The sequence below is a fragment of the Pseudomonas sp. H3_D04 genome (genome assembly GCF_054669175.1).
The window spans coordinates 6,240,086-6,264,984 of sequence record NZ_CP162801.1; the positions used below are offsets into that span (position 1 = coordinate 6,240,086).

Below are 24,899 nucleotides of genomic sequence, written 5' to 3' on the forward strand. Positions count from 1 at the left end.
CGCTTATCAAGGCGATATTGGGTAGGAAACTTCCAGTAATTTCGTCGGATCGATCTTGGGCATGAACAAGTTTTGTCAGTTGAATGCTGAATAGTGAAAGGCGCAGGGAAACGTCCTGCAAGTCCGTAGGATCGCAAGTGTAGGAAGTTTGAACGGAATTCAATAACAGATAATAAAACGGGGAGCCCTCTGGCTCCCTGTCAAACCGGTGTCATCAGCTGTTTGGCAGCAACCGGCAGGTGATGCTCTTGATGTAGCGGGTTTCGGCGATGGCCGGGTGGACCGGGTGGTCCGGGCCCTGACCGCCGCGCTCAAGCATCTGGATGTTGCGGTCCAGGTGGCGGGCGCTGGTCAGCAGGATGTTCTGCAGATCGTCTTCCGGCAGGTGCATCGAGCACGACGCGCTGACCAGGATGCCGTCCTTGCTGAGCAGGCGCATGGCTTGCTCGTTCAGGCGGCGGTAGGCGCCTTCACCGTTCTTCATGTCTTTCTTGCGCTTGATGAAGGCGGGTGGATCGGCAACGATCACGTCGAAGCGTTCTTCGCTGGCTTTCAGCTCTTTCAAGGCTTCGAACACGTCGCCTTCGATGCAGGTCATTTTTTCGGCGAAACCGTTCAGCGCGGCGTTGCGCTCGACGCCGTCGAGGGCGAAGGCCGACGCGTCGACGCAGAACACTTCACTGGCGCCGAACGCGGCCGCTTGCACACCCCAGCCGCCGATGTAGCTGTACAGGTCCAGCACGCGTTTGCCTTTGGCATAAGGAGCCAGGCGTGCGCGGTTCATGCGGTGGTCGTAGAACCAGCCGGTTTTCTGGCCCTGGATGACCGGTGCTTCGAACTTCACGCCGTTTTCTTCCAGAGCGACCCACTCCGGCACCAGGCCGAACACGGTTTCGACATAACGGTTGAGGCCTTCGGCGTCACGGGCAGCGGAGTCATTCTTGAACAGAATGCCGCTTGGCTTGAGCACTTGGGTCAGCGCCGCGATCACGTCTTCTTTATGGGCTTCCATGGTCGCCGAAGCGATCTGCACCACCAGGATGTCGCCGAAGCGGTCGACCACCAGGCCTGGCAGCAAGTCGGAGTCGCCGTAGACCAGGCGATAGAACGGCTTGTCGAACAGGCGATCACGCAGGGACAGGGCAACGTTCAGGCGATGGACCAGTAGCGACTTGTCCAGCGGCAACTTGATGTCGCGCGACAGCAGACGGGCGCAGATCAGGTTGTTCGGGCTCATGGCCACGATGCCCAGCGTCTTGCCGCCGGCGGCTTCGAGGATCGCCTGGTCGCCGGCTTGAAAACCGTGCAAAGGGGTCGCCGCTACATCGATTTCGTTGCTATAGACCCACAAGTGGCCGTTTCGCAGGCGACGGTCGGCGTTGGCTTTGAGGCGCAGGCTAGGCAGGGACATGACGTCGCTCCGGAAAAAAGAGCGGGAGTATAGCGTGTTGAGGCTTGCGGCGGGCCGGGCGGGCGATGAAACGCTGATGGACTCCTCGCGGGCAAGCCTCGCTCCTGCTGGATCGTGTGAATCTGCAGGCGCGAGGCTTGCCCGCGAAAGCGATGTCGATGGCTATGCAGAAATGAAACATTTCGCCAATGTGTCGACCGGTGTGTCGGATCCAACTTTATAAAGGTTAGAATCGCCCCCTGGCCCAGAGTGTGTACTTATGTCCCAAGAGCTGACTTCCGAACAGATTCAACAGTCCCTGCAAGGCATCAGTGTGCCTGCCCAGCCGCAAATCATGGTGGATTTGCAGATGGAGCAGTACATGCCCGACCCGGACCTGGAAGTGATCGCGAAGCTGATCTCCCAGGACCCAGGGCTCTCTGGTGCCTTGCTGAAGATCGTCAACTCGCCGTATTACGGCTTGAGCAACAAGATCGCCTCGATCCAGCGTGCGGTGAACCTGCTGGGCAGCCGTTCGATCATCAACCTGATCAACGCGCAGTCGATCAAGGGCGAGATGAACGACGACACCATCGTCACCCTGAACCGGTTCTGGGATACGGCTCAGGACGTGGCGATGACCTGTCTGACGCTGGCCAAGCGCATCGGCGCCCAGGCCGGTGACGAAGCGTACGCGTTGGGTCTGTTCCACGACTGCGGCGTGCCGCTGATGCTGCAACGGTTCCCCAACTACATGACCGTTCTGGAAGAGGCCTACGCCAACGCCAGTGCCGAATGCCGGGTGGTCGACACCGAGAACCGGGTGTTCAACACCAACCACGCGGTGGTCGGTTACTACACGGCCAAGTCCTGGCGCCTGCCGGAGCATGTGACCGCCGCTATCGCCAATCACCACAACGCCTTGGCGATCTTCAGCGACGAATCTTCGCGCAACGCTCAGCTCAAGAACCTGCTGGCGATCCTGAAAATGGCCGAGCACATTTGTGCGTCCTACCGGGTGTTGGGTAATCAGACCGAAGACCACGAATGGAACAGCATCGGGCATCTGGTGCTCGATTATGTCGGCCTCTCGGACTACGACTTCGAAACCCTCAAGCAAACGATTCGTGACCTCGGCGCCCACCGCTGAACATCGGCTGCTGCATTTATTCGAGCGCCCTGATTCGAGAACACCATGCCTGAACTGCCGGAAGTCGAAACCACCCGCCGCGGGATTGCACCGCACCTGGAAGGCCAGCGCGTCAGCCGGGTGATCGTGCGTGACCGCCGATTGCGCTGGCCGATTCCTGAAGACCTCGATGTGCGCCTGTCCGGCCAGCGCATCGTGCTGGTGGAGCGCCGCGCCAAGTACCTGCTGATCAATGCTGAAGTGGGCACGCTGATCAGTCACTTGGGTATGTCGGGCAACCTGCGATTGGTTGAAGTCGGTATGCCGGCGGCCAAGCATGAGCATGTGGACATCGAACTCGAGTCCGGCCTGGCCCTGCGCTATACCGACCCGCGCCGGTTTGGTGCGATGCTCTGGAGTCTCGATCCGCTCAACCACGAACTGTTGATTCGCCTGGGGCCGGAGCCGTTGACCGACCTGTTTGATGGCGATCGCTTGTTTCAGCAGTCCCGCGGACGATCCATGGCGGTCAAGCCGTTCATCATGGATAACGCGGTGGTGGTCGGCGTCGGCAACATCTACGCGACCGAAGCCCTGTTCGCCGCCGGCATCGACCCGCGTCGCGAGGCCAAGAGCATTTCCCGGGCGCGCTATTTGAAGCTGGCGATCGAGATCAAACGCATTCTGGCCGCGGCCATTGAGCGGGGCGGTACGACGCTGCGGGACTTTATCGGCGGCGACGGTCAGCCGGGGTATTTCCAGCAGGAATTGTTTGTCTACGGCCGGGGCAGTGAGCCCTGCAAAGTCTGTGGCACTGAACTGCGCGAAGTGAAACTGGGGCAGCGCGCCAGCGTCTTTTGCCCACGCTGCCAGAGCTGATACGTGCGACGGTCTATAGTCAGTGTTCTCACTGCCTAGCCGAAGGACCGCGCCATGAATTCGTTTCGAACCCTTGTTGTTGCGCTGCTGCTGAGCGTCGGTGCGCCCGCGCTGGCGGCCAGCAGCGGCAGCGGTGATCCGCGTTACACCATCCAGAATCCCCCGGCCTACGCCATGCTCGGTGACTTGCTGATCGCCAGACCGTTGCTGGTAGTGGCGACGGTGATCGGTGCCGGGGCGTTTGTGGTGTCGTTGCCGTTCACGGCCTTGGGCGGCGGCATCGGCGATGCGGGACAGGCGCTGGTGGTTGATCCGGCGAAAGCCGCATTTGTGCGGTGCCTGGGGTGTATCGGGGAGGGGTTTGAGCAGCGGGAGTGAATCAGTTACATGTTCGGTGTACCTGATGGCTTCATCGCGAGCAGGCTCACTCCCACAGTTGATTTGTGTTGTGAATCAAATGATGTGAGCACCACAAACCCACTGTGGGAGCGAGCCTGCTCGCGATGAGGCCGGCACAGGCACTACAAAAATGCCTGCCTCAAGCCTTCCCGGTAATAATCCGATACTTCGCCATCAACTGCTCTTCAGTCTCCGGATGCGCTTCATCCAGCGGAATGCAATCCACCGGGCACACTTGCTGGCACTGAGGTTCGTCGTAGTGGCCGACGCACTGCGTGCACAGGTTCGGGTCGATCACGTAGATCTCTTCGCCTTGGGAAATAGCGGCGTTCGGGCACTCGGGTTCGCAGACGTCGCAGTTGATGCAATCGTCGGTGATGATCAGGGACATGCTAACTCCAGCCAGGGCGGACGGCCCGGGCGCAATAAACCAATGCGCGCAATTGTGCCGCATTGGCGCCCGCAGTGCACGCGGGCGCCGCTTGAGCGGTCGTTACTTCTTGAAGCGTTCGGTGAGGGCATCCGCCACCGCAGGGTGGACGAACTTGGTGATATCGCCGCCCAACGCTGCGATTTCACGGACCAGCGTCGAGGAAATGAACGAATAACGCTCGGACGGTGTGAGAAACAGACTTTCCACATCCGGCGCCAGTTGGCGGTTCATGTTGGCCAGCTGGAATTCGTATTCGAAGTCCGACACCGCGCGCAAACCACGCAGGAACACATTGGCGTTCTTCTCTTTGGCGAAATGCGCCAACAGCGTCGAGAAGCCGACGACTTCAACGTTGGGCAGATGTTTAGTGACCTCGCGGGCCAGCTCCACACGTTGTTCCAGGGGAAACAACGGGTTTTTCTTCGGGCTGGCAGCGACGGCGATGATCACATGATCGAACAGGCGCGCGGCGCGTTCGACCAAGTCGCCATGGCCCTTGGTAATAGGGTCGAAGGTACCTGGGTACAACACTCGGTTCATCGCGTCGTCCTGGCGGGAGTCCGTTGGGGAGTCGGATGGTATCGCAGCCTTCCCGGTCGGCCAAGTCGCCTGTTGGGTAAGAAAGCACTATAGACGATTGGAATATTCTCCGTTTTCATGGGTTTTTCAAACGTTCGGCCAGCGAAGTCGCCAGTTGCGCCGTCAATCCGTAGACCGACAATTGCGGGTTTGCGCCAATGCTGGTGGGGAACAGCGAGCCATCGTGGATCGACAGATTGCTGATCTGGTGATGCCGGCCAAGGCTGTCGGTCACGGCGTTTTTCGGGTCTTCACCCATGGCACAACCGCCCATCACATGAGCGCTGCCCAGGCGGGTGCGATACAACTCAAGGCTCAAACCGTCGATCAACGTGCGCGCTTCGGCCAGGGTTTTCACGTAGCGCGCGTCGGCGTGCATCGGCATGACCGCGTTGGCGCCGCCGGCGAACTGGATCTCGGCCATGCTGTGAAAGGCTCGGCGCAAGCCGTCCCAGGCGTAGGGTGAAACTTGATAGTCGAGCACCGGCGTGTTGTCGCCGCGCAATTCGACACTGCCGCCGGGGCTGTCCGGGTGGAAACCATCGCGCAACAGCGCCAGCATCGCGTGGGTGTGGGGCAGATTTTCCATGTGCCCGGCGTTTTCCTTGCCAAAACCGCCGAGCAGGGTGGAGGCCAGCGCCGGGTGCAGTGGCGGCACCTCCAGTTTGTAGGACATCTTGCCGGTGGTGCCGTCCTGCCATTGGAAGTGGTCGGAATAGATCGACTGCGGCGCACCGTAGAACGGGTTGATCACCTCATCGAACAGCCCGGCGGACATGTTCACCAGGTGCAGGAATGTGCGTTTGCCCAGCCGCTGGTGCGGATCGGGCGCCTCCGAGCGCAGGAGCAGCGCCGGGCTGTTGATCCCGCCGCCCGCCAGCACGTAATGCCGCGCCTTGACCGTGATTGTGCGTCCGGTAGGTGCGACGCAACGGTCGTCCATCGCCACACATTGCAGGCCCGTGACCTTGCCGTCCTTGATCGAGAGCGTTTCGGCGCGGGCCAGATACAGCAGCTCGCCGCCTTTTTCCAGGGTCGCGGGGATGGTCGTGACCATCATCGACTGCTTGGCGTTGGTCGGGCAGCCCATGCCGCAATAGCCAAGGTTCCAGCACCCGCGCACGTTGCGCGGGATCACATGCCAGGTGTAGCCGAGCTGCTCACAGCCTTTGCGGATCACGTCGTTGTTGGCGTTGGGCGGCACCATCCAGGGCGCAACGCCCAGGCGCTGTTCCATTTTCTCGAACCAAGGCGCCATCTCGGCCGGGCTGTGGCCTTTGACGTTGTGTTCCCTGGCCCAATGCTCAAGCGTCGGGTCGGGCGTGCGAAAGCTCGATGTCCAGTTGATCAGCGTAGTGCCGCCCACCGCGCGGCCCTGGAGGATGGTGATCGCGCCGTCCTTGCTCATGCGGCCGATGCCTTCCTGATAGAGGCTGGTGTAGGCCTGGTCTTCGAGCATCTTGAAGTCGCTGCTGGTCTTGAGCGGGCCTTCTTCGATCAGCAACACCTTGTAGCCGGCGGCGCTGAGAATTTCCGCGGTGGTCCCGCCGCCCGCGCCGCTGCCGATGATCGCCACGTCCGCGTCCAGGGTCAGGTCCTGGGTCAGTTGCGAGCCGTTGTAGGTTTTCCAGCCACGGGCCATGCCTTCGCGGAACGGGTCGGGTACGGGCATCTTCGGGTTCTCTAGTTGTTATGGTTTTGGATGCAGTGGTGTTCATGAGGATGCCTTCGCGGGCAAGCCTCGCTCCTACAGAACCGCGTAAGCCCTTGTAGGAGCGAGGCTTGCCCGCGAAGGGGGCGACCCGGTCTTAAACGGCAGGCGGCCCCGGATACCCGCAATGCACCCACGATTCCGCGCGGCTGTACCACGCCATCATCACCAGTTGCAGCAACGAGCTGTGCCCCATGCGCAACAGGTTCAACGAGCTGTTTTCCCAGCGATCGAGAAAGTGCCGGATCTCATCGGTACTGGCGTTTTCCCAGCTGCCCCAGATCCCGGTCAGCGGCCCGCGGGTCACCGCCATCCCCAGCACGTCGAACAATTGCCGAGTGAGCTTGAGCATTTCCGGCGACAGGTGATTCAGGCCGTTATCCAGGGTTTTCAGGGTGCCATCGACGGCGGCCGGCATTTTTTCGGCGGCCACGGCGCCTTCGAGCATTACCGGGACCAATGCCCGCAGAAACAACAGATCGCCGCTGCGCAGGGTCGCGAAACCGTTAGCCGGGATGCTCGATGAGCAGCCGCTGAGGCTCGCGCCCAATCCGGCCGTGGCCAGGAAAGCACTCGCGCCGAGGCTGAATTTAAGCAGGCCGCGCCGCGACAGCGCGGGTGTATCGGACAGGCTTGGGCTCATTATTGTTATTACCCGAGGGTGCGATTGTTAGCGGATAAACAGCTTCTGAATCAGTTTCTGAATGGATTTTCCATAAGGCGGGTAAATCAGTTTCGCCGCGTTGAAGCGCTGCTTGATCAGCACGCCTTTGGCCTTGCTGAAGGTCAGGAAACCTTCGTGGCCGTGGTAATGGCCCATGCCCGAGGCGCCGATACCACCGAACGGCATATCGTCCTGCGCCACGTGCAGCAAGGTGTCGTTGAGGCAAACACCGCCGGAATGGGTTTCGTGGAGTACACGATTTTGTTCGTGCTTGTCGTAGCCGAAGTAATACAGCGCCAGCGGACGAGGTCGTTGATTGATGTAGGCAAACGCCTGATCAAGCGTCTTGTACGGCACGATCGGAAGCAGCGGGCCGAAGATTTCATCCTGCATCACGGTCATGTCGTCGCTGACGTTGAGCAGCACGCTATGACCCATGCGCCGGCCCTGGCCCTGATCAAACAGCGGAATCAGCAGCGCGCCCTTGCTGGTGGCGTCGCTGACGTAGTTATTGAGTCGCGCCAGTTGCCGGTCATTGATGATTGCCGTGTAGTCCGGGTTGTCGGCCAGTGTCGGATAAAACCCGCGAACCGCGTGGCGATAGGCTTCGACGAAAGCGCCGATACGATCTTCCGGCACCAGCACGTAGTCCGGGGCCACGCAGGTTTGCCCGGCATTGAGCGTCTTGCCGAACGCGATGCGTTCGGCGGCGTCCTTGAGCGGCACGTCGAGGGACACAATGGCCGGGGACTTGCCACCCAGCTCAAGGGTCACCGGCGTCAGGTTCTCGGCTGCCGCGCGCATCACGTGCTTGCCGATGCTGGTGGCGCCGGTAAACAGCAGGTGATCGAAACGCAGTCGGGAGAACGCGACACCGATATCGGCTTCGCCCAGCACCACGCAGACCAGGTCTTGCGGGAAGATCCGGCCCAGCAGTTCCTTGAGCAGCAAGCCGGTGGCGGGGGTCGACTCACTGAGTTTGAGCATCACCCGATTGCCCGCCGACAACGCACCCACCAGCGGCCCGATAGCCAGATAAAGCGGGTAGTTCCACGGCACGATCACGCCGATCACGCCCAGCGGCTGGTAAACCACTTTCGCCGAAGCCGGCTGAAACGCGATACCGACCTTGCGCCGCGAGTGCTTCATCCAGCCTTTGAGGTGCTGACTGGCGTAGTGAATGCCGTGCAGGCTCGGCATCAGTTCGGCGAGCAGGGTTTCATCGGCGCTGCGGTGGCTGAAATCCTGGCTGATCGCATCGATCAAGGACTGGCGTTCGTTGCTCAGCAGATCACGCAGGGCTTTGAGCCATTGCTGGCGCTGGGCGGCCGGTGGCATCGGGTTGGCCGCATACGCCGCACGCTGCGCATCGAACAGGGCCTGAAGCTCGTCCAGCGGCTGTTGCAGGTTCTGCAGATAAGCGATGTCGGCGGTCATGATCGGCTCCGGTTTTTGTTGTAATGAGGCACTTTTTAGAGTCTAAGCTCTATAAAGTCAAATGGCATCCTGGCGCAGCATTGTTTTATCCACTCGCCGATAGGTCGTAAGATGCCTGCCAACGCACTCTGAATTAAAGCTCAAGCCATGGCCCCTCGGATCAAAACCAGCGAGCGCATCGTGCAGAACAGCCTGGAGCTGTTTAATCAACAGGGCGAGCGCAGCATCAGCACCAACCACATTGCTGCCCACATGGAGATTTCTCCGGGCAACCTGTACTACCACTTCCCCAACAAGCAGGCGATCATCGCCGTGCTGTTCAGTGAGTACGAAAGCCTGGTGGACAGCTTCCTGCGCCCGCCCCAGGGCCGAGCGTCCACGGTGGAAGACAAACGCTTCTACCTTCAGGAACTGCTGGCGGCGATGTGGCGCTATCGGTTTTTGCATCGCGATCTTGAGCATTTGCTAGACAGCGATCCCGAACTGGCTGCCCGTTATCGGCGTTTCTCCCAGCGCTGCCTGATCCATGGCACCCACATCTACGCCGCCTTCGTCGACGCCGGCATCCTGAAAATGGACAAAGTCCAGATCGAATCCCTGACGCTCAATGCCTGGATCATCCTGACGTCCTGGGTGCGTTTTCTGTGCACCACGCGGGAAAACTCCAATCACTTGAGTGAGCAGGCGATTAAACGTGGGGTGTATCAGGTGCTGGTGCTTGAGGCCGGTTTCGTCACGGAACAGTCTCGCGACGCAGTCAACGCGCTGTACGAAGAGTTTTACGTGCCACTGGCCCAGGCGCTGGAAGAAGTGCAGTAGGATTCAAGACCGACTTAATCACAGGAGCCCGTTATGCCCATTGCGCAACTGATCAGCCCGCAAGCGTTGGACCTGAAAAAGGATGCACCTGGGCTGGTGATTCTGGATTGTCGTTTTGCCCTCGAAGACCCGGATTACGGCCAGCGTAGTTATGCCGAAGGGCATATCGCCGGGTCGAGTTTTGCCGATCTTGAGCGTGATTTGAGCGGGACAGTGGTCAAGGGTGTGACCGGGCGCCATCCGTTGCCTGAGCCTGAAGAGTTGATCGAGCGTCTGCAAGCCTGGGGCATCAACGCCGACAGCGAAGTGGTTTTGTACGATGACGGCCCCGGTGCCTACGCGGCGCGGGCCTGGTGGTTGCTGGTCTGGCTGGGCAAGCGTGACGGCGTGTTTATTCTCGATGGCGGGCTCAAGGCCTGGCACGCCGCCGGGTTGCCGCTGAGCCTGGATGCGTGCGACACCCCGCGCGGCACCTTTACCGGGACGCCGGACGACGCGCTGATCTTGAGCGCCGAACAGCTTCAAAAACGTCTCGGCCAACCCATGCTGACCTTGCTCGATGCTCGCGCCTTGCCGCGTTTCAAGGGCGAAGTCGAACCGATCGACCCGGTTGCCGGGCACATCCCCGGTGCGCAATGCGCAGCCTTCACCGAGAACCTGGGCAGTGACGGACGTTTCCTGCCGGCCGATCAGCTCAAGCAGCGCTTTGCCGCGAAACTCGGCGATCGTGCGCCGACCGATCTGGTGGCGTATTGCGGATCCGGCGTGACGGCGTGCCATAACCTGTTCGCGCTGTGCCTGGCGGGTTATCCGTTGGGCTCGTTGTATGCCGGGTCGTGGAGCGAGTGGATCAACGATCCTGCGCACGGCATCGCCATCGGCGAATAACACTGATCCCCTGTAGGAGCGAGCCTGCTCGCGATAGCGGCGGGTCAGTCAACATCATTGCTGACTGACCCGCCGCTATCGCGAGCAGGCTCGCTCCCACTTTTGGACCTGTGTCGAGCTCAACTTCCTGATAATTGCCGGGCGCTGCGATACGCCCCCGGCCCAACCCCGTAAACCTGCTTGAACTGCCGACTCAGATGACTCTGGTCGGCAAACCCCAATTGCATCGCGACTTCCAGCGGCAAACATCCGTTCTGTAACAGCGCCCTTGCCTGCGCGATGCGTTGCTGCATCAGCCAGGTATGCGGCGGCATGCCCGTGGCGCGGCGAAAGACCCGGGCGAAGTGGAACGGTGAAAGGTTGACCAGTGCCGCCAGTTCTTCCAGCGAAGGCGGCGCCGCCAATTGTGCATGCAGCACATCCTTGGCCAGCGTCACCGCCCGGTGCTCCTTGCCGGGTTTGCCGGCGATCGGCACGGAGGCGTGACGTTGTAGTAGCAACAGCATCATCTCGCGCCAGACCATTTGCTGTTGCAAGGCGGTGGACGGACTTTCCAGCAAGCGATGCAGTTGGCAGAAACCCTTCACCAGGTCCGGGTCGCGATACAACGTCGCGCCAAACCCCGGCAGGTTGTTGGTCGGCAGTTCCAGTTCGTCCAGCAGCGAGAGAATCTGCCCGCTGTCCGGATAAAACGCCCGGTACAACCAGCCATCCTCCGTCCCTTTGTGGCCGGTGTGCAGTTCATCAGGATTGATCAACACCAGCGTGCCGCTGCCGGCCAGGTGTTCGGCGCCGCGATAGCGGTAGCGCTGGGCGCCGGCCATGATCATGCCGATCACATAACCGTCATGCACGTGGGGCGCGAAGCGATGTTCGATGTAGCGCGCGGACAATAACTCGACGCCGGCCAATGGCGCCGTTTGCCAGAATCGGATCGACTCGCCTTGGTCGGCATCCATGGCTTACCCGCGACCCACGGCGCTCAGCCACTGCGGAATGCGGCGTTCCAGGTAGTAACCTGGCTGGCGGAACGAGCCATCGACAAAACCGACATGCCCACCCTTGGCTTGCAACTCGAATTGAGTGGAGGCGGACAGCTCCATCGCCTGCGGCAGGCTATGGGGGAACACGAAGGGGTCGTCAGCCGCCTGAATGATCAGGGTCGGTGTGCGAATTTCTCCAAGGAAATACCGGCTCGAAGCGCGGCGATAGTAATCCTCGGCATCGACGAAACCGTTCAGCGGCGCCGTGACCCGGCCGTCGAAATCCCAGAAGGTGCGCATGTTCTCCAGCGAGCCCAGTGCCGCCAACGCCGCCAGTCCATCCTCGCGCCCGTCATGTTGAAACTGGCGCTGCTTGTTTTTGATGTAGGCCACCATCTCGCGCATGAAATGCGCCTGATAGACCTTCGAGAAACCTTGCCCGATGCGATCAGCGCATTGATCGAGACGAAACGGCACCGACACCGCCACCGCGCCTGACACGCCGCTGTCACTGCCGGTCTCGCCCAAATGCTTGAGCAAGACATTGCCGCCCAGGGAATAGCCGACCGCATACAGCGGTGCGAGAGGGCGCTTGGCCCGCAGGTGCCTGATGGCTTCGGCCAGGTCTTCACTGGCGCCGGAATGGTAGCTGCGTGGCAACAGATTCGGCTCGCCGGAGCAACCGCGCCAGTTCAGTGCGACGCTGGCCCAACCCTGGGCAGCGAACGCCTTTTGCACACCGGCCACGTAGGGCGAATTCGAAGAGCCGGTCAGTCCGTGCAGCACCAGCACCAGCGGCGCATCGGCAGTGTGCGGGCCGTGCCAGTCCATATCGAGAAAGTCGCCATCCTCAAGCCACAAGCGTTCGCGCTCGCGTTCGATGTGCGTGGTTTTGCGCCACAGCGGTCCCCACAAGGTTTGCAGGTGCGGGTTGCCGAGGCCGAAGGCGGGGGTGAAGCGTTCTGACGGAAAGGACACGATTGCTCTCGATGCAGCGGTGCGCAACCGGTGCGCACCTTTTTCAGGCCGGTCGGTTAACCGGCGATCTCTGCCATACGTTGCCACAACGCGTAATACACCTGCCCGGATTTCTGCATTCCGATGCGGTGCAGGTTTCCTGACAGTTTGAGCGATTACCTGGAAGGTTTGCCAGTAGGCTCCGGCAATGGCTTTTGCGGGACGGTCGGTCCTGTGCTGATGATGACTAATTTGTCCATGCTCAGGTGTTTGTTCAATGCGCTTTTGACTTGCTCTACGGTTAGGCGCTGGGACTGCTGCATGAAGTCGTCCAGGTGATTCAACGGCAGGTTATAAAAGCCGATGGACGCCAGTTTCGAGACGATTTGTGCGTTGCTGGCATTGGACTGCGGGAAGCTGCCAGCCAACTCGCGCTTGGCATCATCAAGTTCTTTTTCGGTCGGGCCGGTTTTAAGGTAGTCGGCGAGCACGTCCTGTACCAGTTTCAGAGTGCCTTCGCTCATTTCGGAGCGGGTCTGCAACTTGATCATGAACGGACCGCGCGCCTGCATCGGGGTGAAGGTCGAAACCACGCCGTAAGTCAGGCCACGTTTCTCGCGCACTTCGCTCATCAGTCGAGTGCCAAAGCCGCCGCCAAGGATCTGATTGCCCATGGACAGTGCCGCGTAGTCTGGATTGTCACGGTCGATGCCCAGTTGCGCGAGCATCAGAATGGTCTGTTTCGATGGGAATTCGATGTGGCTGATGCTGGCGTTGGGTTCGGTCGGTTGCGGGATTTTCGCCAGGGCCGGGCCTTGGGGCAGGGTAGCGGATACCTGCGCGGCAATGGCTTCAGCTTCGGCACGGGACAAGTCGCCCACCAACGCGATCACCACGTTGCCGGCCGCGTAGGTTTTTTCGTGGAACGCGCGCAGCTGTGTCGGGGTGACGGACTGAATGGCTTGCGCCATGCCATCGCTGGCGTGCGCGTAAGGATGATCGCCATACAGGCGGTTCATCAACTCAAGGCTCGCCAGTTTGCTCGGGTCATGCTGCTTATCTACGAAAGCGGCGAGGGTCTGATTGCGAAGGCGGGCATACGAATCGCCAGGGAAGGTCGGCTTGCCTGCGACTTCGGCGAAGAGTGTCAATGCCGGATCGCGTTTATCCTTGGCGCTGAGGCAGCGCAGGGAGACCTGTGCCGTATCCAGACCAGTGCTGGGGGCATACTGTGCGCCCAGGCTTTCGAAATCTTGGGCAATAGCGTTGGCATCCCTGCCGGCAACACCTTCGTTGAGCATCAAGTTTGTCAGCATGGCCAGACCCGGAGTGCCTCCATCCTGGCTGCTGCCAGCTGCGAAGGTCAGGCGCATGTCGAACATCGGTAACCCTCGGGCTTCGGCGAACAACACTTTGGCGCCTTCGGCAGTATTCCAAGCCTGAATATCAAGCGTGCGGGGACTTGGCGCCTGACCGTCGAGCTCAGCCAGCGATTGCAGCCCTTGGTCGGAGTTTTCCTTGTCTGGTACTTTGCCGGCGCCGGACTCATCCCCATCCTCTTTATTCACCTCCATTGGCAGTACATGGGCGACGCTGAGCCGCTCGCGGGTGAAATACAGCTTGGCGGCTTTCTGGATGTCTTCTGGCGTTACGCTTTCCAGTTCGGCCAGTTCGGTGTCCATCAGTTTCCACGACAGGCCGAAGGTTTCCAGTCGACCGATAGCGGTGGCCTGGCGGGTGATTGAGTCGCGCTCGTAAACCAGCCCGGCGATGACCTGCGCGCGTACGCGTCCCAGTTCTTCAGTGGACGGCGCAGTGATTTTCAGCTGTTCGAGCAGCCTCCACAAACCGGCTTCGGCCTGGGCGATGGTTTTGTTTTTACGGCTGTTGGGTGTTGCCGACAGGAGGAACAGGCTGTCACCCCGGGTGTAAGCGCTATAACTCGACGAACCGTCGGACACCAGCTCTTCAACGCGTTGCAGTTGCATTGGGATGCGTGAGCTGTGGCCGTTGCCGAGCAAGGCCGAAATCATACGCAAGGCATTCACTGAGCGTTTGTCTTCGGCGGTGGCGATGCTCGGCACGTTGAAGGCCAGCATCAAGCTGGGCAGTGGGGTCTTCACGTGCAGAGTGATTTGGCGTTGGCCGGGCTTGGCCAGTTCCAGCGGTCTTTTCGCGGCCGGCACATCGCGTCTGGCGATCGCGCCGAAGTAGCGCTGGGCCTGGGCTTTGACTTCGTGCGGGGTCACGTCGCCGACCACCACCAGCGTGGCGTTGTTCGGCGCATACCAGGATTGATACCAGTGGCGCAGCTCTTCGATCTTCATCCGGTCGAGGTCCGCCATCCAGCCGATGGTCGGCGTGTGATAACCGCTGGACGGGTAGGCCATCGCTTTGAAGCGTTCGTAGGCATTGTCCATTGGTTTGTCATCAGTGGTCAGGCGACGTTCTTCTTTAATGACTTCAATCTCCCGGACGAACTCGTCGACCGGCAGGAGCAGATTGGCCATGCGGTCCGCTTCCAGTTCGAAGGCCACGCTCAGACGATCTCGAGCCAGCGTCTGGTAGTACGCGGTGGAGTCGCTGCTGGTGAAGGCGTTGAATTGGATACCGAGCTCGCGCAGGAGCGGCAAGATTTTGCCTGGGCCGACTTTTTTGCTGCCCATGAACATCATGTGTTCCAGAGCGTGGGACAAGCCGGTCTGACCCGGAGGCTCGTAGCTGGCGCCGACCTTGTACCAGACCTGGGAAGCTACCACCGGTGCCCGATGATCCTCGCGCACGATGACCTTGAGGCCATTGTCGAGTGTGAACTCGGTAGTTGAACTGGAAGTTGTCTCGTTAGCTGATGCTTTCATTCCGTTAACAGTCCTTTGCGTCCATGCGAGTTGTTTCGCAGGTTCACAGTGAACGAAAGGAAAAGAGCTAAGCAAACTGGTTATGTTGCTGTTTGAAAAAACGGGAGGGCACCCTGGACAGGCGGTTCACCTGTCCAGGTTACTCTTTTAAGAAGATATTTCAGTGCTTCGCTGCCACAACGAATAGTAGACGCGCCCGGATTTCTGCTCACGGTGCAGGCGCCAGTTGGCCGGCAGGCCGAGCGTCGAGGGTGCTGTTTCGCTTTCGGTGTACACCCACGCATCGTCCGCCAGCCATTGGCGCTCTTCCAGCAGCGTGCAAACGGCCGGCAACAGGTTCTGATTGAACGGTGGGTCGAGGAACACCACGTCGTAGGCGGTCGCGGTCTGGGTCTCCAGATAGCGCAAGGCATCGGCCGTCTGAATCTGGCCGGTGGTGCAGCGCAGGGTGCCCAGATGTTCCTTGATGCTTGAGACCGCGATGTTGCTGGCGTCCAGTGCCTGGCCCATCGCCGCGCCACGGGACAGCGCCTCAAGGAACAACGCGCCGCTGCCGGCGAATGGATCAAGCACCTTGGCGCCCGCGATGTAAGGCGCGAGCCAGTTGAACAGGGTTTCACGCACCCGGTCCGGGGTTGGGCGCAGGCCCGGGGCGTCGGGGAAGCTCAGCTTCCGGCTGCCCCATTCGCCGCCGATGATGCGCAATTGGTTCACTCCGTTGTGGACGTTGTGAACAGGTTTCTTAGGACGAGTGGCCATCAATGCTCCGGAACCCCGAGCGGCTGCTCGGCAGGTTTATCAGTTGGGGCCGGTAACGGCTTTTGCGGCACGGTCGGGCCAGCGCTGACGATGACCATTTTGTCCGTGCTCAAGTGTTTGTTCAGTGCGGCTTTGACCTGTTCGACAGTCAGGCTCTGCGACTCACGCATGAAGTCATTCAGATAACTCAGCGGCAGGTTGTAGAAACCCATGGCGCCGAGCTGGCCGACGATGTCGGCGTTGCTGGCCGTGGACAGCGGGAAGCTGCCGGCCAGTTCACGCTTGGCGTCGTCGAGTTCTTTCTGGGTCGGGCCGGTTTTAAGGTAGTCGGCGAGTACGTCCTGCACCAGTTTCAACGTGCCTTCACTCATCTCGGCGCGGGTTTGCAAGTTGATCATGAACGGGCCGCGTGCCTGCATCGGGGTGAAGCCCGAATAGACGCCGTAGGCCAGGCCACGTTTCTCGCGCACTTCACTCATCAATCGGGTGCCGAAACCACCGCCGCCGAGGATCTGGTTGCCCAGGGACAGTGCGGCGTAGTCCGGATCGTCACGGTCGATGCCCAGTTGCGCAAGCATCAGGTTGGTCTGCTTGGACGGGAACTCGATGTGGCCGATGCTGGCTTTCGGTTCTTCAGGCTGCGCAATTTTCGCCAGTGCCGGGCCTTTCGGCAACGCGCTGGAGACTTGCGCGGCAATCGCCTCGGCTTCGGCGCGGGACAAATCACCCACCAGCGCAATCACCACGTTGCCGGCTGCGTAGGCTTTCTCGTGGAACGCCTTGACTTGCGCCACGGTAATCGCCGGGACGGTTGTCGCCGTGCCGTCGCTGGAATGCGCGTAGGGGTGATCGCCGTACAAGCGGTTCATCAGCTCCAGGCTCGCCAGTTTGCCCGGGTTCTGCTTCTGGTATTCGAAACCGGCAAGCATCTGGTTCTTGATGCGCGCAAAGGAGTCGGCAGGGAAGGTTGGTTTGCCGACGACGTCGGAGAACAGTTTCAGCGCGGGTTCGCGCTTGTCTGCGGCGCTGAGGCTGCGCAGGGAAGCCAGTGCCATGTCTTTAAAGGCGCCGTTGCCAAAGTCTGCGCCCAGGCCTTCGAAGCCTTGAGCGATGGCGCCGACATCTTTTCCGGCCACACCTTCGTTGAGCATCGCGTTGGTCAGCAGTGCCAGACCGGGCGCGTTGCCGTCCTGGCTGCTGCCGGCGGCGAAAATCAGGCGCAGGTCGAACATCGGCAGCTCGCGGGCTTCGACGAACATCACCTTGGCGCCTTCGGCGGTGTTCCAGGTCTGTACGTCGAGCGAACGGTGGCTCGGCGCCTTACCGTCGAGTTCACTCAGCGATTGCAGCTTCTGGCTGGACTTGGCCTTGTCTAGGGCTTCGCTGGCCGTGGAGTCTTCGCTTTTCGACAAATAGAACGCAGCAGAGCCGATCAGGGCGACTGCGATCAGGCCGATCAGGACCAGACGGGATTTTTTACGCTCACTCATGAGTCGTCTCCAGTGGCAGTACATGGGCGACGCTGAGACGTTCGCGGGTGAAATACAGCTTGGCGGCTTTCTGGATGTCTTGCGGTGTCACGCTTTCCAGGTCGGCGAGTTCGGTGTCCATGAGTTTCCAGGACAGGCCGACGGTTTCCAATTGGCCGATGGAGGTGGCCTGACTGGTGATCGAATCACGCTCGTAGACCAGGCCGGCGATGACCTGGGCGCGGACGCGTTCCAGTTCTTCGGCGGACGGCGCAGTGGTTTTCAGCTGATCGAGCAGCTTCCACAGGCCCGCTTCGACCTGGGCCATGGTTTTCTTTTTCTGGGTGTTCGGCGTGGCCGACAGGGTAAACAGACTGTCGCCGCGAGTGTAAGCGTCGTAACTCGACGAACCACCGGACACCAGTTCTTCGCCGCGCTCCAGTTGCGTCGGGATGCGTCCGCTGTAGCCGCCGTCGAGCAGGGCCGAGATCAGGCGCAAGGCATTCACCGAGCGCTTGTCTTCGGCGGTGGCGATGCTCGGCACGTTGAAGCCCAGCATCAGGCTCGGCAACTGGGTCTGTACGTGAAGGGTGATCTGGCGTTCGCCAGGCTCGGCCAGTTCCAGCGGGATTTTCGCCGCTGGCACATCGCGTTTGGCGATCGGGCCGAAATAGCGCTGGGCCAGGGTTTTGACTTCGTCCGGGGTCACGTCGCCGACCACCACCAGCGTGGCGTTGTTCGGCACGTACCAGGATTGGTACCAGTGGCGCAGCTCTTCGACTTTCATGCGGTCCAGGTCAGCCATCCAGCCGATGGTCGGCGTGTGGTAACCGCTGGCCGGGAAAGCCATGGCCTTGAAGCGTTCGTAGGCCTTGGACATCGGTTTGTCGTCGGTGCGCAGGCGACGTTCTTCCTTGATGACTTCGATCTCGCGGGCGAACTCGTCGGCCGGCAGGCGCAGGGTGGCCATGCGGTCGGCTTCCAGTTCGAAGGCCACGCCCAGGCGGTCGCGGGCCAGCACTTGGTAATACGCGGTGAAGTCATCGCTGGTGAACGCGTTCTCTTCGGCACCGAGGTCGCGCAGGATCAGCGACGCTTCGCCGGGGCCGACTTTCTCGCTGCCCTTGAACATCATGTGTTCGAGGGCGTGGGACAAACCGGTCTGGCCCGGCGTCTCGTAACTCGAGCCGACCTTGTACCAGACTTGGGAAACCACCACGGGCGCACGATGGTCTTCGCGCACAACGACCTTCAGGCCGTTATCCAGAGTGAATTCGTGGGTGGGTTGTGGATCGGCAGCCAGGGCCGAGAGGGGCAGACAAACTGTGCTGAGCAGCAGGCCTGCAGCGCGGCGGGCTAAAGCATTCATTCGTTTTTAAACCTGTTGAGCTGCCCCTTGGCTTAGCGTCGGCGGGCGAGAGGGTGCTAGGATACTGGTCCGTTTTACTGGCGGCCACGTCTATCAGGCCTTTGATCGGCCGGACGGTTGCATGGGTTACCTGCGGAACCTTGGTTTTGTCAGCTAAACTCTGCGTTTTCGCAGAAGATGCCGTACCAGTCCTTCGTATTAGTCAACCTTTGAGGTGCTGTTTGCACCTCGACAAAATGTTGCGCGTGAACAAGCTGGGTCAATCGCAGTCTGTTCTGCATCGAATATTTATTTGCCGGGGCGCCCTTTGGCGCGTCGCTACCGTGAGATAGCCGTCCTCCATGTTTGGTTCCAACGACGACAAGAAGACCCCAGCTGCGGCTGGCGAGAAGAAAAGCCTGTTCGGATGGCTGCGCAAAAAGCCGCAGGAACCCGTCGTCGAACAGCCACAGCCAATTCCTGAGCCAACACCCGCGCCGGTAATAGAAGAAGCACCGGCGCCGGTTGTCTTGCCGATGGCCGAGCCGGTGCTGCAGCCGGTCGCCGAGGCTGAACCCGAAGTCATTGCCGAGCATCCGCTGGCACCCGCTCCAGAGCCGTGGCTGACGTTGCCAGTGGCGGAAGAGCCGGTGGCCTTGGTCGAAGATGAGCTGGCGCCGCATGTGACGCCGACGATTCCTGCACCGACTGCTTTTGCACCTGAGCCTGTTCAAACGCCGGTCATTGAGCCTGTCGTTGCGCCGGTTATCGTGGCCGAGCCGGAGCCGGTTGTTCCAGAGTCTGTGATTCCTGCGTTCGTCGCTCCTGTGGTTGAAGCACCTGCGCCTGCGCCTGCTCCTGTCATTGCTCCGGTAGTCGCCGCGCCCGCAGTTCCCGCCGAAGTCCCGGCCGAGCCGCCGCGTAGCGAAGAAACCAAAGCCGGTTTCTTCGCCCGCCTCAAGCAAGGCCTGTCCAAGACCAGCGCCAGCATTGGCGAAGGCATGGCCAGCCTGTTCCTGGGCAAGAAAATCATCGATGACGAACTGCTCGAAGACATCGAAACCCGTCTGCTGACCGCCGACGTCGGGGTCGAGGCGACCTCGGTCATCATCCAGCGCCTGACCCAAAAGGTTGCGCGCAAGGAGCTGGCCGATGCCGACGCGCTGTACAAATCCCTGCAGGCTGAACTCGCCGCGATGCTCAAGCCTGTCGAGCAGCCGCTGAAAATCACCTCGCAGAACAAGCCTTTCGTGATTCTGGTGGTCGGCGTCAACGGTGCCGGCAAAACCACCACCATTGGCAAACTGGCGAAGAAGCTGCAACTCGAAGGCAAGAAAGTCATGCTCGCGGCCGGTGACACCTTCCGCGCCGCCGCCGTTGAGCAATTGCAGGTCTGGGGCGAGCGCAACAAGATCCCGGTCATCGCCCAGCACACCGGTGCCGACTCCGCTTCGGTTATCTTCGACGCCGTACAGGCCGCCAAGGCCCGTGGCATTGATGTGCTGATCGCCGACACCGCCGGTCGCCTGCACACCAAAGACAATTTGATGGAAGAGCTGAAAAAGGTTCGCCGGGTTATCAGCAAACTCGACGCCGACGCGCCGCACGAAGTGCTCCTGGTGCTCGACGCCGGTACTGGCCAGAACGCAATCAGCCAAGCCAAGCAATTCAACCAGACCGTCGAACTGACCGGCCTGGCGCTGACCAAGCTCGATGGCACCGCCAAGGGCGGGGTGATTTTCGCCCTGGCCAAGCAATTTGGTTTGCCGATTCGCTACATCGGCGTCGGTGAAGGCATCGATGACTTGCGTACTTTTGAAGCAGAACCCTTTGTCCAGGCACTGTTTGCCGAGCGGGAGCGTTCATGATTCGTTTCGAACAGGTCGGTAAACGCTACCCGAACGGTCACGTCGGCTTGCATGAGCTGAGCTTTCGAGTCCGTCGGGGCGAATTCTTGTTTGTAACCGGCCATTCCGGCGCCGGTAAAAGCACCTTGTTGCGGCTGCTGCTGGCGATGGAACGTCCGACCACCGGCAAATTGCTGCTGGCCGGCCAGGACCTCGCCACCATCAGCAATGCGCAGATTCCGTACTTGCGCCGGCAGATTGGCGTGGTGTTCCAGAACCACCAACTGCTGTTTGATCGCACGGTGTTCAACAACGTCGCTCTGCCGTTACAGATTCTTGGGCTGTCCAAGGCCGAGATCGTCAAACGTGTGGATTCGGCGCTTGAGCGTGTCGCGCTGTCGGATAAAACCGATCTGTACCCCGGCGACTTGTCCACCGGGCAGCAACAGCGCGTCGGCATCGCTCGCGCCATCGTCCACCGTCCGGCCTTGCTGCTGGCGGACGAACCCACCGGTAACCTCGATCCGCGTCTGGCGGCCGAGATCATGGGCGTGTTCGAAGACATCAACCGCCTGGGCACCAGCGTGCTGATCGCCAGTCACGACCTGGCCTTGATCGCCCGCATGCGTCATCGGATGCTGACCCTGCAACGCGGCCGATTGATCGGCGACGGGGAGGCGGGCGTATGAGTGCGACACGCAGCCCCAAGGTTTCCGAGCGCGTGGCGCCGAAAGCCGCCGATCCGCAACCGCAGAAGAAAAAGCGCAACGATGACGACGGCCCGGATTTCGCCACGTTGTTTCGTGCCTGGGTTGAAAGCCATCGCGCCAGTCTGCTGGACAGCTTGCGTCGGTTGGGTAAACAGCCAATCGGCAGCTTTTTCACCTGCATGGTGATGGCGGTCGCCCTGAGCTTGCCGATGGGCCTGTCACTTTTGCTGAGTAACGTCGAGCGTCTCGGCGGTTCCTGGCAGCGAGCGGCGCAGATTTCCCTGTACCTGCAACTCGAGGCCAGCCCGGCTGAAGGCGAGTCGTTGCGCGAGCAGATCAAAGGCATGCCTGGCGTAGCCGATGCTGAATATATCGGCCGAGATCAGGCGCTGGAAGAGTTCCAGCAGCAGTCCGGACTGGGCGAGGCGCTTAAGGAACTGCCGGAAAACCCGCTGCCAGGCGTGGTGCTGGTGACCCCGAACGAAGTCGACAAGCCCGCGCTTGAAGCATTACGACAAAAACTTTCCGAGCTGCCCAAGGTACAACAGGCTCAACTTGATCTAGTCTGGGTCGAGCGTCTGGCAGCGATCCTCAAGCTGGGTGACCGTTTTGTCTTCGGTCTGACCGTGCTTCTGGTTTCTGCATTACTTTTGGTGATAGGCAATACCATTCGTCTTCATATTGAAAACCGCCGCACAGAGATAGAAGTGATTAAACTCGTCGGCGGCACGGACAGCTATGTGCGCAGGCCCTTTCTGTACATGGGTGCGCTTTATGGCTTCGGTGCGGGGATTCTTTCCTGGGGTGTATTGGCGTTTGGCCTTGATTGGCTGAACGACGCAGTTGTCGGGCTGGCCGGTTTGTATGGCAGTGATTTTGCGCTGGCCGGAGTGCCAGTTGCCGACGGTCTGTCTCTCTTGCTTGGCGCGGTGCTGTTGGGGTATATCGGTGCATGGATTGCAGTCGCACGCCACCTGAGGGAGCTTGCGCCTAAGTAGTATCATTTTGCTCGTATTGACCTTTCAGCGTTTATGGGAACTTGTCTTTCGGTTTCCGGTCAATTTTCGCAGTGCTGAACTGCACGAGTTATGTAAGTCGGAGGTTTTTTCGTATGACCAATTCTTTGCAACCTGCATATGCTCTGGTCCCGGGTGCGAACCTGGAGGCCTATGTGCACACCGTGAACAGCATTCCATTGCTGACTCCGGAGCAGGAGCGTGAACTGGCCGAGAGTCTCTATTATGAGCAGGATTTGGGGGCGGCTCGGCAGATGGTGCTCGCCCACCTGCGTTTTGTTGTACATATCGCCCGTAGCTATTCCGGCTACGGCCTGGCTCAGGCTGACCTGATCCAGGAAGGTAACGTCGGTCTGATGAAGGCGGTGAAGCGCTTCAACCCGGAAATGGGTGTGCGTCTGGTTTCGTTCGCAGTGCACTGGATCAAGGCGGAAATTCACGAGTTCATCCTGCGCAACTGGCGCATTGTGAAAGTCGCGACCACCAAGGCCCAGCGCAAGCTGTTCTTCAACCTGCGCAGCCAGAAGAAACGTCTGGCGTGGCTGAACAACGAGGAAGTCCACCGTGTGGCGGAAAGCCTCGGCGTAGAGCCGCGGGAAGTGCGCGAGATGGAAAGTCGCCTGACCGGCCATGACATGGCCTTCGACCCGGCCGCGGAAGCGGACGACGACAGCGCTTTCCAGTCGCCGGCCAACTACCTGGAAGACCACCGGTACGACCCGGCGCGTCAACTGGAAGATGCCGACTGGAGCGACAACTCCAATCACAACCTGCACGAAGCGCTCGAAGTGCTGGACGACCGCAGCCGTGACATCCTCTACCAGCGCTGGCTGGCGGAAGAAAAAGCCACGCTGCATGACCTGGCGCAGAAGTACAACGTGTCGGCCGAGCGTATTCGTCAGCTTGAAAAGAGCGCGATGAACAAGCTCAAGTTGTCGATCGCCGCCTGACCTGCGAAGCGGCAATAAAAAACGCCCCGATCAGTGATGATCGGGGCGTTTTTGTGTGTGCCTACTAGTAACAAGCCGCCTCTTGTAGGAGCGAGCCTTGCCCGCGAAGGCGGTGTATCAGTCGATGAAGGGGTTGGCTGACATACCGCCTTCGCGGGCAAGCCTCGCTCCTACGGGTGATTTGCGTCGTCTCGAGCTCGTTATTGGGACCAAGGTGCCCGGCGTGAATCATTGATGCCAACCAGATAGCTATCGCCACCCAACTGGCTCATCTGCTGCCGAATCCACCCGGCCCGACGCGCAACATAGTTGGTCGGATGACTTGCACTCCACACCCGCGGGTTTGGCAGCACCGCCGCGAGCAAGCTCGATTGTTGGCGACTAAGACCTTTAGCGCTCACACCAAAGTGATGCCGGGCTGCCGCTTCCGCGCCAAACACTCCGTCATCCCACTCGACGCTGTTCAGGTACACCTCAAGAATCCGCTGCTTGGGCCAGAGCACCTCGATCAACCCGGTGAACCACGCCTCCAGGCCTTTACGCAGCCAACTGCGGCCGGACCACAAAAACAGATTCTTCGAGACTTGCTGGCTCAGAGTGCTGGCACCGCGAATCGAACCACCGAGCTCATTATGGGCCAGGGCTTTCTGGATCGCACCAAAGTCAAAACCCCAGTGCTCCGGGAATTTCTGATCCTCGCCCGCGATCACCGCGACTTTCAGGTCGTCAGAGATTTCATCCCAAGGCTTCCAGGTGCGCTGCAAGTCAATGGGCTCGCCGTCGAACCAGGATTCGACCTTGCGCTCGACCATCAATGCCGTTCCCGGTGGCGGGACCACGCGAAAGATCAGTACCAGCAGCACGCTGCCGGCCGCGAACCAGAGCACGGCCTTGGTAAATCGTCTTAAAAATAAACGCAGCATAGAGATGACTTGGCCGAACCCGTTGAGCGGGCCATTATACAGACCCTGTGGATCGAGTCTGACTGGAGTTCTTCATGCTGCGTGGCTTTCTGATGCTGGCCGCTTTCTTCGGCTTCACCGGCGTTGCCCTTGGCGCGTTCGCCGCCCACGGCCTGAAAAACCGTCTGACTCCCGAGTACCTGGCGATTTTCCATACCGGCGTCACCTACCAACTGGTGCACACCCTGGCGTTGCTGGGTGTGGCGCTGCTGGCCACGCAGATTCCGGGACGCTTGATCACTTGGGCCGGCGCCTCGTTTGCCATCGGCATCCTGCTGTTTTCCGGCAGCCTGTACTTGCTGACCCTGACCGGCGTCAGCAAGCTGGGGATCGTCACCCCCTTCGGCGGCCTGGCATTCCTGGTCGGCTGGTTCTGCCTGGGGCTTGCCGCCTGGCGGTTGAGCTGACCGGGCAGTCCATTTCATGACGAATGGCTTGGGTCGCCAAGACTGATCGGGCTAGAATGCCAGCCCCTAAAAATGATGGCGGCATTCGGTATGCGCATTCAGTTGAACGGCGAATCCCTTGAACTGCCCGACGGTGAAACCGTTGCGGCCCTGCTGACCCGTCTGGAACTGACCGGACGCCGGGTGGCGGTCGAACTCAATCTGGATATCGTCCCGCGCAGCCAGCATGCAGAAACCACGCTCAACGATGGCGATTCCGTCGAAGTGGTCCACGCCATCGGCGGCGGCTAGTCGCCCGGCCCGCA

The 24,899-nt window shown here is 60.4% G+C and carries 24 protein-coding genes and 2 pseudogenes; 12 read left to right on the forward strand and 14 right to left on the reverse strand.

The window, feature by feature from the left end; genetic code table 11:
- Positions 1 to 214 precede the first annotated feature (214 nt).
- Positions 215 to 1,411: a class I SAM-dependent rRNA methyltransferase gene (locus tag AB4N91_RS28630; protein WP_003195152.1), complete on the reverse strand. Its 1,197-nt coding sequence runs from the start codon at positions 1,409 to 1,411 to the stop codon at positions 215 to 217.
- Here AB4N91_RS28630 and AB4N91_RS28635 point away from each other — a divergent pair.
- From AB4N91_RS28635 to AB4N91_RS28650, 4 genes are all read left to right on the forward strand, one after another.
- A complete protein-coding gene (locus AB4N91_RS28635) occupies positions 1,410 to 1,634 on the forward strand; it encodes a hypothetical protein (protein ID WP_460111974.1) in 225 nt (74 codons plus the stop codon). The genes AB4N91_RS28630 and AB4N91_RS28635 overlap by 2 nt on opposite strands.
- Before the next feature lie 90 nt (positions 1,635 to 1,724).
- Positions 1,725 to 2,540 carry an HDOD domain-containing protein gene (locus AB4N91_RS28640; protein ID WP_169857237.1) on the forward strand — a complete coding sequence of 272 codons (816 nt, stop codon included), beginning with the start codon at positions 1,725 to 1,727 and terminating at the stop codon, positions 2,538 to 2,540.
- Positions 2,541 to 2,585: 45 nt separating this feature from the next.
- Positions 2,586 to 3,398, forward strand: coding sequence for a bifunctional DNA-formamidopyrimidine glycosylase/DNA-(apurinic or apyrimidinic site) lyase (gene mutM, locus AB4N91_RS28645; protein ID WP_010466788.1), 813 nt, complete (start codon positions 2,586 to 2,588; stop codon positions 3,396 to 3,398).
- Positions 3,399 to 3,452: 54 nt separating this feature from the next.
- The gene (locus AB4N91_RS28650) at positions 3,453 to 3,776 is read left to right on the forward strand and encodes a multidrug transporter (RefSeq protein WP_010466790.1); all 324 of its coding nucleotides are present in this window, start codon (positions 3,453 to 3,455) and stop codon (positions 3,774 to 3,776) included.
- A gap of 160 nt (positions 3,777 to 3,936) precedes the next feature.
- Here the strand turns inward: AB4N91_RS28650 and AB4N91_RS28655 are convergent, their stop codons facing one another.
- The 5 genes from AB4N91_RS28655 to AB4N91_RS28675 form a co-directional block, all read right to left on the reverse strand.
- The gene (locus AB4N91_RS28655; protein ID WP_010466792.1) at positions 3,937 to 4,188 is read right to left on the reverse strand and encodes a YfhL family 4Fe-4S dicluster ferredoxin; all 252 of its coding nucleotides are present in this window, start codon (positions 4,186 to 4,188) and stop codon (positions 3,937 to 3,939) included.
- Positions 4,189 to 4,290: 102 nt separating this feature from the next.
- Positions 4,291 to 4,770, reverse strand: a complete 480-nt coding sequence (gene coaD / locus AB4N91_RS28660) for a pantetheine-phosphate adenylyltransferase (protein ID WP_007945531.1) — start codon at positions 4,768 to 4,770, stop codon at positions 4,291 to 4,293.
- 115 nt (positions 4,771 to 4,885) lie between these two features.
- Positions 4,886 to 6,481, reverse strand: coding sequence for a GMC family oxidoreductase (locus AB4N91_RS28665; RefSeq protein WP_077747214.1), 1,596 nt, complete (start codon positions 6,479 to 6,481; stop codon positions 4,886 to 4,888).
- 136 nt (positions 6,482 to 6,617) lie between these two features.
- Entirely contained in the window at positions 6,618 to 7,163 is a 546-nt protein-coding gene (locus AB4N91_RS28670) for a hypothetical protein (protein ID WP_010466797.1), read from the reverse strand.
- A 27-nt stretch (positions 7,164 to 7,190) separates the two neighbouring features.
- Complete coding sequence (locus tag AB4N91_RS28675) at positions 7,191 to 8,621, reverse strand: coniferyl aldehyde dehydrogenase (RefSeq protein ID WP_077747215.1); 1,431 nt, start codon at positions 8,619 to 8,621, stop codon at positions 7,191 to 7,193.
- 147 nt (positions 8,622 to 8,768) lie between these two features.
- Here AB4N91_RS28675 and AB4N91_RS28680 point away from each other — a divergent pair, with 147 nt between their 5' ends.
- The gene (locus AB4N91_RS28680) at positions 8,769 to 9,440 is read left to right on the forward strand and encodes a TetR/AcrR family transcriptional regulator (RefSeq protein ID WP_010466800.1); all 672 of its coding nucleotides are present in this window, start codon (positions 8,769 to 8,771) and stop codon (positions 9,438 to 9,440) included.
- 33 nt (positions 9,441 to 9,473) lie between these two features.
- Positions 9,474 to 10,328 carry a sulfurtransferase gene (locus AB4N91_RS28685; protein WP_077747216.1) on the forward strand — a complete coding sequence of 285 codons (855 nt, stop codon included), beginning with the start codon at positions 9,474 to 9,476 and terminating at the stop codon, positions 10,326 to 10,328.
- Between the two features lie 119 nt (positions 10,329 to 10,447).
- Here AB4N91_RS28685 and AB4N91_RS28690 read toward each other — a convergent pair whose 3' ends face one another.
- The 7 genes and pseudogenes from AB4N91_RS28690 to AB4N91_RS28720 all read right to left on the reverse strand — a co-directional run bounded on the left by AB4N91_RS28690 (position 10,448) and on the right by AB4N91_RS28720 (position 18,723).
- A complete protein-coding gene (locus tag AB4N91_RS28690) occupies positions 10,448 to 11,287 on the reverse strand; it encodes an AraC family transcriptional regulator (RefSeq protein ID WP_311096818.1) in 840 nt (279 codons plus the stop codon).
- 3 nt (positions 11,288 to 11,290) lie between these two features.
- Positions 11,291 to 12,289, reverse strand: coding sequence for a hydrolase (locus AB4N91_RS28695; RefSeq protein ID WP_077747218.1), 999 nt, complete (start codon positions 12,287 to 12,289; stop codon positions 11,291 to 11,293).
- Positions 12,290 to 12,444: 155 nt separating this feature from the next.
- Positions 12,445 to 13,791 (reverse strand): annotated as a pseudogene (locus AB4N91_RS28700) (M16 family metallopeptidase); the annotation flags it as partial.
- 33 nt (positions 13,792 to 13,824) lie between these two features.
- Positions 13,825 to 15,126: pseudogene (locus AB4N91_RS28705) on the reverse strand (M16 family metallopeptidase); the annotation flags it as partial.
- Between the two features lie 147 nt (positions 15,127 to 15,273).
- A complete protein-coding gene (gene rsmD / locus AB4N91_RS28710) occupies positions 15,274 to 15,885 on the reverse strand; it encodes a 16S rRNA (guanine(966)-N(2))-methyltransferase RsmD (RefSeq protein WP_010466805.1) in 612 nt (203 codons plus the stop codon).
- Entirely contained in the window at positions 15,885 to 17,375 is a 1,491-nt protein-coding gene (locus AB4N91_RS28715) for a M16 family metallopeptidase (protein ID WP_010466806.1), read from the reverse strand. Before AB4N91_RS28715 ends, rsmD begins: the two co-directional genes overlap by 1 nt.
- A complete protein-coding gene (locus AB4N91_RS28720) occupies positions 17,368 to 18,723 on the reverse strand; it encodes a M16 family metallopeptidase (protein WP_010466807.1) in 1,356 nt (451 codons plus the stop codon). The genes AB4N91_RS28715 and AB4N91_RS28720 overlap by 8 nt, the downstream gene beginning before the upstream one ends.
- A 341-nt stretch (positions 18,724 to 19,064) precedes the next feature.
- On the opposite strand from AB4N91_RS28720, the gene ftsY reads away from it, so the two are divergent.
- From ftsY to rpoH, 4 genes are all read left to right on the forward strand, one after another.
- Positions 19,065 to 20,570: a signal recognition particle-docking protein FtsY gene (ftsY, locus tag AB4N91_RS28725; protein WP_154502071.1), complete on the forward strand. Its 1,506-nt coding sequence runs from the start codon at positions 19,065 to 19,067 to the stop codon at positions 20,568 to 20,570.
- The gene (ftsE, locus tag AB4N91_RS28730) at positions 20,567 to 21,238 is read left to right on the forward strand and encodes a cell division ATP-binding protein FtsE (protein WP_010466809.1); all 672 of its coding nucleotides are present in this window, start codon (positions 20,567 to 20,569) and stop codon (positions 21,236 to 21,238) included. The genes ftsY and ftsE overlap by 4 nt, the downstream gene beginning before the upstream one ends.
- Positions 21,235 to 22,257 (forward strand): permease-like cell division protein FtsX, encoded by a 1,023-nt coding sequence (gene ftsX, locus AB4N91_RS28735; RefSeq protein ID WP_010466810.1) that lies wholly within the window; start codon positions 21,235 to 21,237, stop codon positions 22,255 to 22,257. The genes ftsE and ftsX overlap by 4 nt, the downstream gene beginning before the upstream one ends.
- Positions 22,258 to 22,370: 113 nt before the next feature.
- Complete coding sequence (gene rpoH / locus AB4N91_RS28740) at positions 22,371 to 23,225, forward strand: RNA polymerase sigma factor RpoH (RefSeq protein WP_007897890.1); 855 nt, start codon at positions 22,371 to 22,373, stop codon at positions 23,223 to 23,225.
- A gap of 200 nt (positions 23,226 to 23,425) precedes the next feature.
- Here rpoH and mtgA read toward each other — a convergent pair whose 3' ends face one another.
- Complete coding sequence (mtgA, locus tag AB4N91_RS28745; protein WP_042932499.1) at positions 23,426 to 24,148, reverse strand: monofunctional biosynthetic peptidoglycan transglycosylase; 723 nt, start codon at positions 24,146 to 24,148, stop codon at positions 23,426 to 23,428.
- A gap of 74 nt (positions 24,149 to 24,222) precedes the next feature.
- On the opposite strand from mtgA, the gene AB4N91_RS28750 reads away from it, so the two are divergent.
- Both AB4N91_RS28750 and thiS read left to right on the forward strand, forming a co-directional pair.
- Entirely contained in the window at positions 24,223 to 24,594 is a 372-nt protein-coding gene (locus AB4N91_RS28750) for a DUF423 domain-containing protein (protein WP_010466813.1), read from the forward strand.
- Between the two features lie 90 nt (positions 24,595 to 24,684).
- Positions 24,685 to 24,885, forward strand: a complete 201-nt coding sequence (thiS, locus tag AB4N91_RS28755; RefSeq protein WP_007897898.1) for a sulfur carrier protein ThiS — start codon at positions 24,685 to 24,687, stop codon at positions 24,883 to 24,885.
- Positions 24,886 to 24,899 lie beyond the last annotated feature (14 nt).

Coding starts and splice junctions, on each gene's coding strand:
- AB4N91_RS28720 (WP_010466807.1), bottom strand. CDS start 18,723: ATGAATGCTTTAGCCCGCCGCGCTGCAGGCCTGCTGCTCAGCACAGTT.
- ftsY (WP_154502071.1), top strand. CDS start 19,065: ATGTTTGGTTCCAACGACGACAAGAAGACCCCAGCTGCGGCTGGCGAG.
- mutM (WP_010466788.1), top strand. CDS start 2,586: ATGCCTGAACTGCCGGAAGTCGAAACCACCCGCCGCGGGATTGCACCG.
- AB4N91_RS28665 (WP_077747214.1), bottom strand. CDS start 6,481: ATGCCCGTACCCGACCCGTTCCGCGAAGGCATGGCCCGTGGCTGGAAA.
- AB4N91_RS28670 (WP_010466797.1), bottom strand. CDS start 7,163: ATGAGCCCAAGCCTGTCCGATACACCCGCGCTGTCGCGGCGCGGCCTG.
- coaD (WP_007945531.1), bottom strand. CDS start 4,770: ATGAACCGAGTGTTGTACCCAGGTACCTTCGACCCTATTACCAAGGGC.
- mtgA (WP_042932499.1), bottom strand. CDS start 24,148: ATGCTGCGTTTATTTTTAAGACGATTTACCAAGGCCGTGCTCTGGTTC.
- AB4N91_RS28635 (WP_460111974.1), top strand. CDS start 1,410: ATGACGTCGCTCCGGAAAAAAGAGCGGGAGTATAGCGTGTTGAGGCTT.
- ftsE (WP_010466809.1), top strand. CDS start 20,567: ATGATTCGTTTCGAACAGGTCGGTAAACGCTACCCGAACGGTCACGTC.
- ftsX (WP_010466810.1), top strand. CDS start 21,235: ATGAGTGCGACACGCAGCCCCAAGGTTTCCGAGCGCGTGGCGCCGAAA.
- AB4N91_RS28715 (WP_010466806.1), bottom strand. CDS start 17,375: ATGAGTGAGCGTAAAAAATCCCGTCTGGTCCTGATCGGCCTGATCGCA.
- AB4N91_RS28675 (WP_077747215.1), bottom strand. CDS start 8,621: ATGACCGCCGACATCGCTTATCTGCAGAACCTGCAACAGCCGCTGGAC.
- AB4N91_RS28655 (WP_010466792.1), bottom strand. CDS start 4,188: ATGTCCCTGATCATCACCGACGATTGCATCAACTGCGACGTCTGCGAA.
- AB4N91_RS28630 (WP_003195152.1), bottom strand. CDS start 1,411: ATGTCCCTGCCTAGCCTGCGCCTCAAAGCCAACGCCGACCGTCGCCTG.
- AB4N91_RS28685 (WP_077747216.1), top strand. CDS start 9,474: ATGCCCATTGCGCAACTGATCAGCCCGCAAGCGTTGGACCTGAAAAAG.
- AB4N91_RS28690 (WP_311096818.1), bottom strand. CDS start 11,287: ATGGATGCCGACCAAGGCGAGTCGATCCGATTCTGGCAAACGGCGCCA.
- rpoH (WP_007897890.1), top strand. CDS start 22,371: ATGACCAATTCTTTGCAACCTGCATATGCTCTGGTCCCGGGTGCGAAC.
- thiS (WP_007897898.1), top strand. CDS start 24,685: ATGCGCATTCAGTTGAACGGCGAATCCCTTGAACTGCCCGACGGTGAA.
- AB4N91_RS28650 (WP_010466790.1), top strand. CDS start 3,453: ATGAATTCGTTTCGAACCCTTGTTGTTGCGCTGCTGCTGAGCGTCGGT.
- rsmD (WP_010466805.1), bottom strand. CDS start 15,885: ATGGCCACTCGTCCTAAGAAACCTGTTCACAACGTCCACAACGGAGTG.
- AB4N91_RS28680 (WP_010466800.1), top strand. CDS start 8,769: ATGGCCCCTCGGATCAAAACCAGCGAGCGCATCGTGCAGAACAGCCTG.
- AB4N91_RS28750 (WP_010466813.1), top strand. CDS start 24,223: ATGCTGCGTGGCTTTCTGATGCTGGCCGCTTTCTTCGGCTTCACCGGC.